Origin of the sequence: Stenotrophomonas sp. B1-1 (assembly GCF_010894375.1) — a bacterium.
In the GTDB taxonomy this organism is placed as follows: Bacteria; Pseudomonadota; Gammaproteobacteria; order Xanthomonadales; family Xanthomonadaceae; genus Stenotrophomonas.
This window is the reverse complement of the sequence record NZ_JAAIUZ010000030.1, coordinates 1-13,381: the sequence shown is the minus strand read 5'-3', so window position 1 is coordinate 13,381 and position 13,381 is coordinate 1. Positions and strand designations below refer to the sequence as shown.

Sequence of the window (13,381 nt, the reverse complement as noted above, 5' to 3'; positions counted from 1 at the left end):
CCAGATGACGGATGAAAATGCCCCGCCAGGGGTCTTTCATACGCCGGCACGGCAAAAAAGAAAGCCCCTGTTTCCAGAGGCTTTCCAAATATTCTGGCGGAGAGAGTGGGATTCGAACCCACGGAAGGTTTAACCCTTCGCCGGTTTTCAAGACCGGTGCCTTAAACCGCTCGGCCATCTCTCCGTATCGGCCCAGCCTGCTGGCCGGGCACGCATTCTCGCACGGCCGGGCGATTTGCCCAAGACCGGCGTAACGCCGGGCGTGACCCGGCGCTATCGGCAGGCCTCAGCCCGCATCCACCGCCAGCGCACCCAGCGCACTGGCCTTGATCTTCTCCTTGGCCTTCTCGCACGCGCCACCGCAGTCCAGGCGCGAGGCCTCCAGCTGCGGCGGCAGGTGTTCGGCCAGGAAGTCGATGAACACGCGCACCGCCGGCAGCAGGCCACGGCGCGAGGCGAATACGGCATGGCACACGCCCTGCGGCAGCGACCAGTCGGGCAGCACCACTTCCAGTTCACCGTTGCGCACGGCTTCGGCGCAGACGGTTTCCGGCAGCATGGTGATGCCGAAGCCGTCCTTCACCATGCTCTGCAGCAGCGGGAAGTCGAAGCCGGCCACGCGCGGCTGCAGGTCCACCCGGCGTACTTCGCCTTCCGGGCCATGCAGTTCCCAGCGCTGGCGCGCCTCGTCTTCGCTGATGCTGAGGGTGACGTGCTGGGTCAGCTCTTCCGGATCCTTCGGGCGGCCGGCGCGGTCCAGGTACTTCGGGCTGGCCACCAGTAGTTCCTGCACCTGGCCGAAGCTGCGCATGACCAGGCTGCCGTCGTCGTCCAGGCGCGAACGCACGCGCAGGGCCACGTCGTAGCCTTCATTGATGATGTCCACGCGGCGGTTGCTGATGTTCAGCTGCAGGCGCACCTTCGGGTACTGCTCCAGGAACTTGGGCAGCAGCTTGGGCAGCTGCATCTGCGCCAACGAGACGGGCACGCTGGCGCGCACCACGCCGCGCGGCTCTGCGCTCAGGCGGTCGACCACTTCGCGCGCGGCCTGGGCCTCGGCCAGCATGGTCTGCGCATGGCGGTGCACGCTGGTGCCGACGTCGGTGACCGCAAAGCGGCGCGTGGAACGCTGCAGCAGGCGCACGCCCAGGTCGGTTTCCAGCTGGCTGATACGGCGGCTCAGGCGCGATTTGGGGATACCCAGGGCGCGCTCGGCGGCGGCGAAACCGCCGTGGTCCACGACCATGGCGAAGTAGTACAGGTCATTCAGGTCATGCATACCCGAGTTCCATATCTAGAACAATTCGTGGCATTGAACCACCTTTATCCCGCCCATGCAACAACCTATCGTTCTCTCCGTCGGCGGCGAACCCGCCCCTCCTTCCCGAACATAGGTGACTGCCATGAAGCTTCTGCATCTCGACGCCAGCGTGCTTGGCGACAACTCCGTCTCGCGCCAGCTGACTGCGGCGGTGGTCGCCCAGTTCAAGGACCAGATCGACGGCCTTCAGGTCGATTATCGCGATCTGGACGCCAACCCGGTACCCCATCTGCGCAGCGGTTCGCTGGCCGGCGCCGATGCCGCCGAGGCGGCCGATGCTGAACAGGTGATGCAGCAGTTCCTGGCCGCCGACATCCTTGTCATTGGCGCGCCAATGTACAACTTCAGCATTCCGTCCACCCTGAAGGCCTGGATTGACCGCGTGGCCGTTGCTGGCCGCACCTTCAAGTACACCGAGAACGGCCCGGTGGGCCTGGCCGGTGGCAAGCGCGTGATCGTGGTGAGCGCCCGCGGTGGCATCTACACCGATTCGCCGGCCGACTTCCAGGAACCCTTCCTGCGCCAGGTGTTCGCCTTCATGGGCATCGACAACGTGGAATTCGTGCGCGCCGAGGGCATTGCTTATTCGCCCAAGCACCGCGAAGACGCCATTGCCGGCGCGCTGTCGGCCCTGCCGTCGCACGCTGCCGAAGAAGTGGCTGCGTAAGTACTGCGTTCCAGCGATCGGCGCCCTCCCCCCTCCTCGTCGGGGGCGCTGATTGCGGGCCGGGAGCCCCTCCCCCATCCCGGCCCACCCCGACGGCTCCGCATTGCGGGGCCGTTTTTTGTTGCGTGGGGCCGGTAGGCTGGGGGCATGGACTACATCGTGATCACTGCGCACCGCAGCGAATTTCCGCAACCGATCACCCTGCGCCGTGGGCAGGCGCTGGTGGTGGGCGAACGTTATGAAGGCCCTGAGGGCTGGGAAGACTGGTTTCTATGCCAGGCCGAGGGACAGGAGCCGGGGTTCGTGCCGGCGCCGGTGATCGGGCGCGATGCGCACGGTGGCGCATTTGCCACGCAGGATTACTGCGCGCGGGAGCTGGATGTGGACCCGGGCCAGCGATTGCGCGGGCTGCGCACGCTGAATGGATGGGCGTGGTGCGTGCCGGAGGACGGCGAGCCCGGGTGGGTGCCGTTGGAGAAGGTGCGGGTGGTGGGGTGATTGCGGGGGTTCATCCACGCCCTGCGTGGATGCGGTAGATCCACGCCATGCGTGGATGCGGTGCCATGCAAGCAAGGCACCCACCAAAGCAGGAGCGGTGCCATGCAAGCAAGGCACCTACCAAAGCAGGAGCAGTGCCATGCAAGCATGGCACCCACCCCAGCGGGTTCAGCCGATGGTTTCGATACCACCCATGTACGGGCGCAGCACGTCAGGCACAGTGATGGTGCCGTCTGCGTTCTGGTAGTTCTCCATCACCGCGATCATGGCGCGGCCCACGGCCACGCCCGAGCCGTTCAGGGTGTGCACCAGCTCCGGCTTGCCGGTGGCCGGGTTGCGCCAGCGGGCCTGCATGCGGCGGGCCTGGAAATCACCGGTGTTGGAGCAAGAGCTGATTTCGCGGTAGGTGTTCTGCGACGGCAGCCAGACTTCCAGATCGTAGGTCTTGATGGCCGAGAAGCCCATGTCGCCGGTGCACAGCAGCACCTTGCGGTACGGCAGGCCCAGCTTTTCCAGCACCACTTCGGCGCAACGGGTCATGCGCTGGTGCTCGGCGTCGCTGTCTTCCGGGCGGCAGATCGAGACCAGTTCCACCTTCTCGAACTGGTGCTGGCGGATCATGCCGCGCACGTCGCGGCCACCGCTGCCGGCTTCGGCGCGGAAGCACATGGAATGGGCGGTCACGCGCAGCGGCAGGCGCTCGGCGTCGACGATCTCGTCGCGCACCAGGTTGGTCAGCGGCACTTCCGAGGTCGGGATCAGATAGCGCGTGGAATCGCCCACGGCGGTCTTGAACAGGTCGTCCTCGAACTTCGGCAGCTGGCCGGTGCCACGCAGCGAATCGGCGTTGACCAGCAGCGGCACGTTGGTTTCTTCGTAGCCGTGCTCACCGGCGTGCAGGTCCAGCATGAACTGGGCCAGGGCACGGTGCAGGCGGGCCACCTGGCCGCGCAGTACGGTGAAGCGCGAGCCGGACAGCTTGGCCGCGGTTTCCGCGTCCAGGCCGGCGTTGCGTGCGCCCAGTTCAACATGGTCCAGCACCGGGAAATCGAAACTGCGCGGGGTGCCCCAGCGCGCCTGCTCGACGTTGTCGTTTTCGTCGGCACCGGCCGGCACGTCATCGGCCGGCAGGTTCGGGATGCCGGCGGCGATGGTGTCGATCTTCTCGCGCAGCTCGTCCAGGGCCACTTCCGAGGCTTTCAGTTCGTCGGCGAACGCGGCCACTTCAGCCATGATGGCCGAGACGTCCTCGCCCTTGGCCTTGGCCTGGCCGATGGCCTTGGAACGGCTGTTGCGCAGGCTTTGCAGCTCCTGGGTACGCACCTGGATACGCTTGCGATCGGCCTCCAGGGACTCCAGGGCAGACACGTCGAGCTCGAAGCCGCGGCTGGTGCGCAGGCGTTCGGCGAGGTCGGCGGGCTGGTGGCGGAGCAGGGCTGGATCAAGCATGGCAGGAGTCGTGGTGGGTAACAGGGACGGGATTATCGCCTGTTATACGGATTTCTGCCGCCCGGTTCATTCCGGGCGTGGCAGAATCGGGGTACTTCACGCTGGTCTGGTCCATGTCTGCACCTCGCTCGTCCTCTGCCAAGTCGTTCACTGTGCACATTCCGCGCAACGCCCTGAAGATCGCCGGCATCGCTTTCGGCGTGGGCATTGCGCTGTTCGTGGTGGTCTGGCTGACCGGCCGCGACAAGGAATTCTTCCGCGCCGACCCGGCCACGGCCACCCCGCAGGAAACGGCGCAGATCGAGCCGCTGCCCGAGCCGTTGCCGGCCGCGGCGGGCTCCAGCGACATGCCCGATGCCAAGCCGGCGCCGCTGCCCGAGGACGAGGCGCCGAAGCTGGTGGAAACCGCCCCGCCGCCGCCGGCCGCGGTGGACCCGGCCGCCCCGGCCCCGGGTACGGCCGCGCCGGCTGCGGCAACGTCGCAGCCGATGCCAATTGCCGAGCAGTCGCCCGCGCCCAGCTACCCGCCCGCCGCCCTGCGCCGTGGCGAGGCCGGCAGCGTGGTGGTACGCGTGGACGTGGATGCCACCGGCTACCCGAACAACGTAACGGTGATCCAGCGCAGCGGTTCGCGTGACCTGGACCGCGCCGCCACCGACGCCGTGCGCCGCTGGCGTTTCACCCCGGCGCAGAGCAACGGCCAGGCCGTGCCGGGCAGCATTGAAGTGCCGTTCGACTTCAAGCCGCAGTAACTGAACGGTGCCCGGCAGGCAACCTGAACCCTGCCGGTTGCGTTGACGCAACGCTGACACATTGCCACTGCTGCCCGGTCCAGACTCGGGGCGTCGTTACAGACGCGAGGAGCAAGCAATGACGGCTACTACCCACGAAAACCTTCATTCGCCCCAGCTGCAGCAGGACGTGCCGCACCGGCCGACGTCGCCGTGGCTGTGGATGGCGCTGATCGTGGCAATGTTCGCGGCCGCTTTCGTCTGGCTGCGCTTTGCCAACCAGGAAGACGTGGCGCCGGCCCCGGTGGGCGAGCGCATGCTTCCGGCCACCGAGACCCCGGTTGCCACCACCGCGCCGGCGGCGCGCAACGCGGCACCGGCCAACAGCACCCGACGCAGCGCCCCGGCCGTGAGTAACCGTGAGGCGCGCCCGCTGGCCAGCAACGCCAAGCCGACCTACCCCGCTGCTGCGCTGCGCAGTGGCGTGCAGGGCAGCGTGGTGGCCAGTCTGAACGTGGATACGCGCGGCAATGTGACCCAGGCCAGCATCGTGTCGCGCAGCGGCGAACGCAGCCGCGACCTGGACCGCGCCGTGATCAATACCGTGCAGGGCTGGAAGTTCCAGCCGGCCATGCATGAGGGGCGCGCCGTGGCCAGTGTGGTGCGCGTGCCGGTGGATTTCCGTACCGAACAGCGTTGATCGCGGACGAGGGGTTCGTGATGTGGCGGAGGCTTCGGCCTCCGCCTTTTTTTTGCTGCACACCGCCCTGTAGAGTCGAGCCATGCTCGACTGACGGTGCGCAGCAGTCGAGCATGGCTCGACTCTACCGTCAGGCCAGATTGAAGCCTGCGCTGCGGGCCAGGCCGTCGAAATCCGGGAACGAAGTGGCGACGTTGGCGATGTCGTTGATGCGCACCTCGCCGCTGCTGATCTGCCCGGCAATGGCAAACGCCATGGCAATGCGGTGGTCACCGTGGCTTTCGATGGTGCCGCTGCCCAGGGTCACGCCGCCGTGCAGGGTGGCGCCGTCTTCGGTTTCGTCCACCTGCATGCCCAGCGCGCGCAGGCCGGTGGCCATGGCCGCCAGACGGTCCGATTCCTTCACCCGCAGCTCGGCCGCGCCGGTCACCACGGTCTGGCCTTCGGCCGCCGCGGCGGCAACGAACAGCGCCGGGAACTCATCAATCATGTCCGGCACCAGTTCCTCGGGAATGCGCGCGCCCTTCAGCGGGGCATGGCGCACCACCAGGTCGGCCACCGCTTCCCCGCCCTGCTCGGCCGGGTTTTCCTCGGTGATGTCTGCGCCCATCAGGCGCAGCGCGTGCAGCAGCCCGGTGCGGCGCGGGTTCAAGCCCACCTGCTTCAAACGGATGTGCGAACCGGGAATGATGCTGGCGGCGACCAGGAAGAACGCGGCCGAGGAGAAATCGGCCGGCACCACGATGTCGGTGGCGCGCAGACGCTGGCCGCCACGCAGGCGGGCCTTGCCCGGCGAGAATTCAATGTCCACGCCAAATGCCGACAGCATGCGCTCGGTGTAGTCGCGGGTCGGGTGCGGTTCGACCACGCTGGTTTCGCCCTGCGCATACAGGCCGGCCAGCAGGACCGCCGACTTGACCTGCGCGCTGGCCACCGGCGAGGCGAAGTCGATGCCGTGCAGCGCCTGGCCACCGTGCACGTGCAGCGGCGGGGTCCCATCGTCCTGCGTGTCGATCTTCGCGCCCATCTGCGACAGCGGACCGGTCACCCGGCGCATCGGACGGCCCGACAGCGATTCATCACCCACCAGCGTGCAGTCGAAGGCCTGCCCGGCCAGCAGGCCGGCCAGCAGGCGCATGCCGGTGCCGGCATTGCCACAGTCCAGCGGCGCGCTGGGCGCCTGCAGACCGTCGATGCCGACCCCATGCACGATGCGCTGCGAGGCGCTGGGGGTTTCGATGCGCACGCCCAGCTGGCTGAAGATGCGCGCGGTGGCGCGGGTGTCTTCACCTTCCAGGAAGCCGTCGATCTGCGAGGTGCCATCGGCCAGCGCGGCGAACATCACCGAGCGGTGCGAGACCGACTTGTCGCCGGGAATGGTCAGGCTGCCCTGCAGGGGCTGGCCCTTGCGGGCAATCCAGTGTTGCGCGTTGCTCATCGTTCGATCGTTCCGTAAACGCCGGCGGGCCGGCGGTGCTTCAAGGGGCGCGGCACATGGCCGCCACAGCAATCAGGGCACGGCCACCGGGTAGGAACCCAGCACCTTGATCTGCGCCGAGTGCGCTTCCAGTTCGGCCAGCGCGGCCTGCATGGGGGCATCGTCGATATGGCCGGCCAGATCGATGAAGAAGCCGTATTCCCACTTGCCGTGGTGCGACGGGCGCGATTCGATGCGGTTCATGCTGATGCCGTGGCGGGCGAACGGGCTGAGCACATCGAACAGCGCGCCGGGCTTGTCATGGATGAACACCAGCACCGAGGTGCGGTCGTGGCCGGAGGTCGGGAAGATGTTGCGGCCCACCACCAGGAAACGGGTGGTGTTGTCGGCATCGTTCTGGATCGGCTTGGTCACGACCTTCTTCAGGCCGTACACGTGGCCGGCGCTTTCACCACCGATGGCCGCCGCATCGTCGGCGTTACGCGCACGGCGTGCGCCTTCGGCGTTGCTGGACACGGGGATCTTCTCAGCCTTCGGCAGGTTGGCACGCATCCAGGCCGAGGTCTGCATGAAGGACTGCGGGTGGCCGTAGACGCGCTCGACATCTTCGATACGCCCGCTGCGTGACATCAGGTACTGATGCACGCGCAGTTCCACTTCGCCGCAGATCTTCAGGTTGGAGGTCAGGAACATGTCCAGGGTGATCTGGATGGTGCCCTGCCCCGAATTTTCCACCGGCACCACGCCGAAATCGGCGTTGCCCGCTTCCACTTCCTGGAACACCTCTTCGATGCTGGCCATCGGCAGGCCCAGTGCCGAGCGGCCGAAGTGCTTGAGCACGGCCTGCTGGCTGAAGGTGCCTTCCGGGCCCAGGTAACCGATCTTCAGCGGTTCCTGCTGGGCCAGGCAGGCCGACATGATTTCGCGGAACACGTGCACCAGCAGTTCATCGCTGAGCGGGCCTTCGTTGCGGTCCACCACCATGCGCAGCACCTGAGCTTCGCGCTCGGGGCGGTAGTAATCGACGGCCGCGGCCAGTTTGCCCTTGGCCTTGCCCACCTGGTGCGCGAACTGCGCGCGTTCGGCGATCAGGCCCTGGATGTCACGGTCGATCTGGTCGATCTTGGCGCGCACGTCGGCCAGCGCCAGCGGTGCCAGCGTGGGGGCCGCGGTGGCGGTCTTCTTGCCCTTGGGGGCCGCGCTGCCCTTGGCCGTTTCAGCCTTGGCGGGCGCCTTCTTGGCGGGTTTGCTTGCCATTGGAATTCCTTGTTGCAGGGCACGCATCGGACGGTGCGCGCCGTTCAGTGCTCAACCGCGACGCTGCTGGAAATCGGCCATGAAGGCGACCAGCGCCTCGGCCCCGGCCAGCGGCATGGCGTTGTACAGCGAGGCGCGGATGCCGCCCACCACCTTGTGGCCCTTCAGCGCCAGCAGCCCTGCGGCCTTGGCCTCGGCCACGAAACGCGCGTCCAGGTCCGGGCTGGGCAGGAAGAACGGGATGTTCATCCGCGAGCGCGCCGAGGGTGCCACTTCATTGCGATAGAAGCCGCCGGAGGCATCGATGGCGCCGTACACCAGCGCGGCCTTGGCGGCATTGCGCTTGGCGAATTCGACCACGCCACCTTCGGCCAGCATCCATTTGAACACCAGGCCGGCCAGGTACCAGTTCCAGGTGGGCGGGGTGTTGAGCATGGAATCGCGCGCGACGTGCGAGCGGTAATCGAAGATGTCCGCGCGTGGCTGACCGGCGCGCTCCAGCAGGTCGCGGCGGATGATCATCACCGCAATACCGACCGGGCCCAGGTTCTTCTGCGCGCCGGCATAGATGATGCCGTAGCGGCGCACATCCAGCGGTTCGCTGGCGATGGACGAGCTGAAATCGGCCACCAGCGGCACAGTGCCGGTGTCTGGCACATCACGGAATTCGACGCCGTGGATGGTCTCGTTGGCGGTGATGTGCACGTAGGCGGCATCGGCCAAGAGCTGCCAGCCCTCGCGCGCGGGCAGTTCGCGATAGCCGTTGGCTTCGCTGCTGGCGGCGATGTTCACATCCACATAGGGGCCGGCCTGTTTGACCGCCGTCTTTCCCCAATGGCCACTTACGACATAGTCGGCGCGCTGGCCGGGCTGGGCGAAGTTGAGCGGGATGAGCGCCTGCTGGGTGGTGGCACCCCCGGGCAGGAACAGCACCGCGTAGTCGTCGGGGATATCGAGCAGGCGGCGCAGGTCGGCCTCGGCCTCGGCAGCCACGGACATGAATTCCGGGCCGCGATGGCTCATTTCCACGATCGAGGCGCCGGCACCGTGCCAGTCCAGCATTTCCGCCTGCGCCTGGCGCAGGACCGATTCCGGCAAGGTTGCAGGGCCGGCACTGAAGTTGAACGCGCGCGTCATGTCACACCTGTGGGGCAAGACCCCTAGTATGCCGCAGCGCACCAGCCTTGCGGCCTTGTCGCGCAAGGGAAATTTGGTTGCATTCGTATCCAATTCGCGCCCGGGGGCATTGTGCCAACCAAGGTTGGCACCTACCAAAGCGGTCAGGGCGTCATGCGGCCGGGGGCATCGTGCCAACCAAGGTTGGCACCTACCGAAGCGGGTTCGGGCGGGCGGTAGCGCCGGGCCATGCCCGGCGGAACGGGTTCAGCGCGCGCCGAACCAGAGCAGCAGGCTGAGCACGCCAGCCAGCAGCAGGGCGCTGACCAGCAGCCACGGCCAGCGGCGCACGTGACGCGGCGCCGCCGGGGCCACCGGCGCCTGCTCGCTGTCTGCCGCCTCGTCGTCCGCGCTGGGAGCCGGGCGCCGGCGCGGGTCGTGCGGCACTTCCAACACGAAGCGATGCTGGCCGTCGAACACCAGCTGGTCACCGGCCTGCAGCCAGCAGTGGCGCACGGCCACGCCGTTCACCCGGCTGCCTTCGGCACTGCCCAGGTCACGCAGCAGCACCCGCTCGCCATGCAGCTCGACCCGGGCGTGCTGGTCGGCGAAGGCCGGCTCATCAATGGCGATGTCGGCATCGTCACCGCGACCGATCACCCGCGGCCGTGCCAGGGTGAAACCGCGGCCATGGTGCAGGCCACCCACGCCGCGCAGCACGCGCTGTTCGTCGATGCCCGGATCGGCCTGCGCCGTCGGCGCCGGTGCCTGCAGCAGGGTTTCCACCTCGCCCTGCAGGACCATTTCCACGCCATCCACGTACACCGCATCGCCGGCACGCAGCAGGGCCATGCGCCGCACCGGGCGACCATTCACGTGGATGCCACGGATACCGTTGCCGACCTGCAGCCACAGACCGCGATCATCCAGGCAGAACTGCGCCAACAACAGGGCGCCGTTGCCGGCATCGCCCAGCCGCACGCTGCCATTGGCCTGGCGCACGATGCGCTGCACCCCGGGCCGCAGCGGCTGGTCGGGCTGTTGGTGTTGACTGAAGTGAACAAGCAGGTTCTGCACGCGGCGCAGACTAGCAGGTTGGCCGCCAACGCAGAAGAACCCAGCGTGAGTGCTTGGCGCCGCGCCCGCCGATGCGCACAATGGCCGCCCTCTTACTACAACCCGGCCCTGCGCCAGGAGCCTGCATGTCCAGCATCGACGTCCGCCACGCCCATTCCCTGTCCGACGCGCAGGCACGCGAGGCCATCGAACAGGTGGCCGCCAAGCTGTCCGAGCGCTTCGGCCTGAAGTCGAGCTGGGCGGCCGACGTGCTGAACTTCAGCGGCAGCGGCGTGGACGGTGCCATCGAACTGCAGCCGGGCGCGGTGCGGGTGACGGCCAAGCTCGGTTTCCTGCTGTCGGCCATGAAGGGCATGGTGGAAAGCGAGATCCAGCGCGTGCTGAAGGAAAAGCTGGGCTGAACCCCGGCCCCGGGCCATCACGGCCCAGCAACGCAACGCCGCGCTACTCTCGGGGCAGGCCCAACCTCCCCGGGAGTGCGATGAACACTTACGACAACGACGACCGCCGCGACGATGACGCCAGCTTCGGCGAGCAGGCGGGGCGCTTTTCGCGCAAGTTGAGCGATTCGGCACAACAGGTCTGGCTGGCCGGGCTGGGCGCACTGGGCCGGGCACAGGCCGAAGGCAACCGCTTCTTCGATGGTCTGGTGAAGGAAGGCGAAGCCTGGGAAGCGCGTCGCCGCGAACGCAGCGGCGAACAGGGCCCGGGCTGGCGCGACAATGTGGAACAGTCGCTGGATGAGGCCCGCGAGAAGGCATCGGGCACCTGGACGAAGGTGGAGAAGGCCTTCGACGAACAGGTGCAGGGCGTGCTTAAACGCATGCATGTGCCCACCGCGCAGGATGTGGCTGCACTGGAAGCTCGCCTGGATGCGCTGCATGCGCGCCTGGCCAAGCTGGAAAACCGTGCCGCATCGGGCACTGATGCCCCCGCCCCCGGCAGCCACCAGGGGCCGGGCGCCGCCTGACCGGCAGATTGTTGCAATGCAATAAAATTTGTCTGACAATCGCGAGAACCCGCCAATCGCTTCGCCTGCCGTTTGTTCCCTCCCCTCACGGCTTCAGGATTGGCGGGTTTTTTCGTGTCTGCACAGCGCTGATCTGCGCGCTGCATCACGCTTCTTGTCAGGAACACCCTGACGCAATCGCCCAGTGTGGCCTTTACACTGTCGGCTTCTGAATTTTTCCTTCCGTTCGCACCTGCATGCTCCCTTGGATTCTGGCCCTGCTGTCGGCCCTGCTCATCTGCACCCTGGCTGTTGTCTATCTGTGGTGGGTGAAGCGGCGGCAAACGGAAATGCGACTGGGCCTGCAGGCCCTGGCCGGTATGCATTGGCGTGAGTTTTCCACGCTGATCAAGCGCATGCTGAGCGAGCAGCGCGGGCTGCGCGAGGCGCATGACGCGGACGAGGATGCGCGCGAGCCGCGCAGCGATTTCGTGCTGACCGACGGCCCCAACACCTGGATGGTCTGGTGCAAGCACGGCCTGGCCTACCGCATTGGTACGGCAGCGGTGAACGAGCTGGGCGCGGCCACGCGCCTGGGCGGCGCCAAGGGTGGCCTGTTGATCACCGAGGGGCGGGTGGAGCGTGATGGCCTGGCTGCCGCCGAGAAGCAGGCGGTGGAAGTGCTGGACGGCCCGCGCCTGTGGCCGCTGCTGCAGCCTTACCTGCCCGGCGATATCGAAAGCCGCGTGCGTGCCAGCGCCCGCCACGAGGCCGTGCGCCGCATCGCCATTTCCGCATTGGGTGCGGTGACCGTGGGCCTGCTGGTCGGGGTCAGCCTGCAGGGGCTGCACGCCGATGCACCGGTTGCCGCCCCCGAGCCCACGCCCGTGGCCACTGCCAGCACAGTGGTGGCACCGACCGCCCCCGTTGCAGCGCCGGCGCCGGCGCCTGCAGCGGATGCGACCCCGGCCAGCGCGCCCGTGGTGCCGGCCGCCAAGGCCGGCGACGACAGCCGCAGCAACCCCAACCCCGATGCGGCCACGCTGGAGCGCTACCAGGCCGAACTGGCCCGCGCGCTGGCCGGCCAGAGCGGCATTGCCAGCGGCGTCTGGCTGACCCGGCAGACTCTGGCCATCAACCGCACCGGCGAACTGGAGCAGGTCTGGCCGCGCGTCTGCCAGGAAGTGCTGCGCTACCCTGCCCTGCGCACCGTGCGCGTGCAGCTCAACGCCCGCCCGGGCGTGGACGAGCCGGTGCGCTGGCGGCAGTGCGCCACGTATTGAGTGGTGCGCCATCCACGCATGGCGTGGATCTACCGGCATGGTGTCACCCATGGGGTCGATCCCGTGCGGGCTCCCGGCATTACGTTTACCAACCCTGCGTGGTCTCACCCAGTAGATCCACGCCATGCGTGGATGGTTGCGCCACCCGCCGCCGTCAAGCCAACGCGGCAAGATGGGCGATGTAGCTGGAACGTGTTTCCCCGGCCGCCTTGGCCTGCGCATCCAACCTGGACAGGATCCGTCGCGGCAGGCTGATGTTCACCCGCTCGATGGTGTCATCCAGCAGTGCGGGATCGATGCTGACATAGGCAAGAATCCATTGCGTTCCACCTGCCGCGTCGGCGACCAGTTTCTGTGGTGCCGACGGTGTTGGGATCGAGTGCCCGGCATCCAGTGCGGCGTCAATCCAGGCAAGCGCAGCCTCTTCGGCCGAACGCAGTGCGTCATCGAGCGTGTCCGCTGCAGAGAAGCAGCCCGGGAGATCCGGCACCACCACGCCCCATGCAGTGTGTTCATCACCGGCTTCGATCAAGACTGGATATCGCATGGGAGCCTCTACTTCAGTCCAGCAAGCTTCCGGATTGCCTTGACCAGGCCAGTTCCCAGATCCTTCCTGGGATGGGGCACGGTAACGATGTGCGATTAGGTCCCCGCTCTTCATGTCGGGGACGATACACACCGTCCACACGCCTCGACAGAGTTCAAGGCGACAGATCTGCCGGTTGAAGGAACGCCATCCACGCATGGCGTGGATCTACCGGCATGGGGTCGATCACCCGTGCGGGGTCCCGGCATTACGTGTACCAACCCTGCGTGGTCTCACCCAGTAGCAACTGTCTTGTCAGGGGCTGCCGAGGGCCACCTCGGCGTCCCGCTTGCGGGCATTGAGGATCAC

At 67.3% G+C, this 13,381-nt stretch carries 15 protein-coding genes and 1 tRNA gene; 7 read left to right on the top strand and 9 right to left on the bottom strand.

Going from position 1 to position 13,381, the window contains the following annotated elements:
- Window positions 1–94: 94 nt before the first annotated feature.
- Window positions 95–184: transfer RNA gene (locus G4G00_RS19550), tRNA-Ser, on the bottom strand.
- Window positions 185–286: 102 nt separating this feature from the next.
- On the bottom strand, window positions 287–1,279 hold the full coding sequence (locus G4G00_RS19545) for a LysR family transcriptional regulator (RefSeq protein ID WP_079222336.1): 993 nt from the start codon (window positions 1,277–1,279) through the stop codon (window positions 287–289).
- 124 nt (window positions 1,280–1,403) lie between these two features.
- Between G4G00_RS19545 and G4G00_RS19540 the strand changes: the two genes are divergently transcribed.
- Complete coding sequence (locus G4G00_RS19540) at window positions 1,404–1,988, top strand: NAD(P)H-dependent oxidoreductase (protein WP_108753482.1); 585 nt, start codon at window positions 1,404–1,406, stop codon at window positions 1,986–1,988.
- 147 nt (window positions 1,989–2,135) lie between these two features.
- The gene (locus tag G4G00_RS19535) at window positions 2,136–2,486 is read left to right on the top strand and encodes a ligand-binding protein SH3 (RefSeq protein ID WP_164275917.1); all 351 of its coding nucleotides are present in this window, start codon (window positions 2,136–2,138) and stop codon (window positions 2,484–2,486) included.
- 168 nt (window positions 2,487–2,654) lie between these two features.
- Here G4G00_RS19535 and serS read toward each other — a convergent pair whose 3' ends face one another.
- Window positions 2,655–3,935: a serine--tRNA ligase gene (gene serS / locus G4G00_RS19530; RefSeq protein ID WP_108753484.1), complete on the bottom strand. Its 1,281-nt coding sequence runs from the start codon at window positions 3,933–3,935 to the stop codon at window positions 2,655–2,657.
- A 113-nt stretch (window positions 3,936–4,048) separates the two neighbouring features.
- Here serS and G4G00_RS19525 point away from each other — a divergent pair, with 113 nt between their 5' ends.
- Entirely contained in the window at window positions 4,049–4,687 is a 639-nt protein-coding gene (locus G4G00_RS19525; protein WP_108763435.1) for an energy transducer TonB, read from the top strand.
- A 118-nt stretch (window positions 4,688–4,805) separates the two neighbouring features.
- Window positions 4,806–5,366, top strand: a complete 561-nt coding sequence (locus tag G4G00_RS19520; protein WP_164275914.1) for an energy transducer TonB — start codon at window positions 4,806–4,808, stop codon at window positions 5,364–5,366.
- 130 nt (window positions 5,367–5,496) lie between these two features.
- Here G4G00_RS19520 and aroA read toward each other — a convergent pair whose 3' ends face one another.
- From aroA to G4G00_RS19500, 4 genes are all read right to left on the bottom strand, one after another.
- Complete coding sequence (gene aroA, locus G4G00_RS19515; protein WP_108749967.1) at window positions 5,497–6,804, bottom strand: 3-phosphoshikimate 1-carboxyvinyltransferase; 1,308 nt, start codon at window positions 6,802–6,804, stop codon at window positions 5,497–5,499.
- Window positions 6,805–6,876: 72 nt separating this feature from the next.
- The gene (gene pheA, locus G4G00_RS19510) at window positions 6,877–8,061 is read right to left on the bottom strand and encodes a prephenate dehydratase (RefSeq protein WP_164275911.1); all 1,185 of its coding nucleotides are present in this window, start codon (window positions 8,059–8,061) and stop codon (window positions 6,877–6,879) included.
- A 51-nt stretch (window positions 8,062–8,112) separates the two neighbouring features.
- Window positions 8,113–9,198 carry a 3-phosphoserine/phosphohydroxythreonine transaminase gene (gene serC, locus G4G00_RS19505; RefSeq protein WP_164275908.1) on the bottom strand — a complete coding sequence of 362 codons (1,086 nt, stop codon included), beginning with the start codon at window positions 9,196–9,198 and terminating at the stop codon, window positions 8,113–8,115.
- A 246-nt stretch (window positions 9,199–9,444) separates the two neighbouring features.
- Window positions 9,445–10,254: an FHA domain-containing protein gene (locus G4G00_RS19500; RefSeq protein WP_164275905.1), complete on the bottom strand. Its 810-nt coding sequence runs from the start codon at window positions 10,252–10,254 to the stop codon at window positions 9,445–9,447.
- Between the two features lie 125 nt (window positions 10,255–10,379).
- Here G4G00_RS19500 and G4G00_RS19495 point away from each other — a divergent pair, with 125 nt between their 5' ends.
- The 3 genes from G4G00_RS19495 to G4G00_RS19485 all read left to right on the top strand — a co-directional run bounded on the left by G4G00_RS19495 (window position 10,380) and on the right by G4G00_RS19485 (window position 12,486).
- On the top strand, window positions 10,380–10,655 hold the full coding sequence (locus G4G00_RS19495) for a polyhydroxyalkanoic acid system family protein (protein ID WP_164275902.1): 276 nt from the start codon (window positions 10,380–10,382) through the stop codon (window positions 10,653–10,655).
- A gap of 80 nt (window positions 10,656–10,735) precedes the next feature.
- Window positions 10,736–11,224 (top strand): phasin family protein, encoded by a 489-nt coding sequence (locus tag G4G00_RS19490; RefSeq protein WP_108749972.1) that lies wholly within the window; start codon window positions 10,736–10,738, stop codon window positions 11,222–11,224.
- Window positions 11,225–11,460: 236 nt separating this feature from the next.
- Window positions 11,461–12,486 (top strand): restriction endonuclease, encoded by a 1,026-nt coding sequence (locus tag G4G00_RS19485; RefSeq protein ID WP_108753491.1) that lies wholly within the window; start codon window positions 11,461–11,463, stop codon window positions 12,484–12,486.
- Window positions 12,487–12,640: 154 nt separating this feature from the next.
- Here the strand turns inward: G4G00_RS19485 and G4G00_RS19480 are convergent, their stop codons facing one another.
- Both G4G00_RS19480 and G4G00_RS19475 read right to left on the bottom strand, forming a co-directional pair.
- Window positions 12,641–13,018, bottom strand: coding sequence for a type II toxin-antitoxin system HicB family antitoxin (locus G4G00_RS19480; protein WP_234414521.1), 378 nt, complete (start codon window positions 13,016–13,018; stop codon window positions 12,641–12,643).
- Window positions 13,019–13,041: 23 nt separating this feature from the next.
- On the bottom strand, window positions 13,042–13,113 hold the full coding sequence (locus tag G4G00_RS19475; RefSeq protein WP_234414730.1) for a hypothetical protein: 72 nt from the start codon (window positions 13,111–13,113) through the stop codon (window positions 13,042–13,044).
- Between the last annotated feature and the right edge of the window lie 268 nt (window positions 13,114–13,381).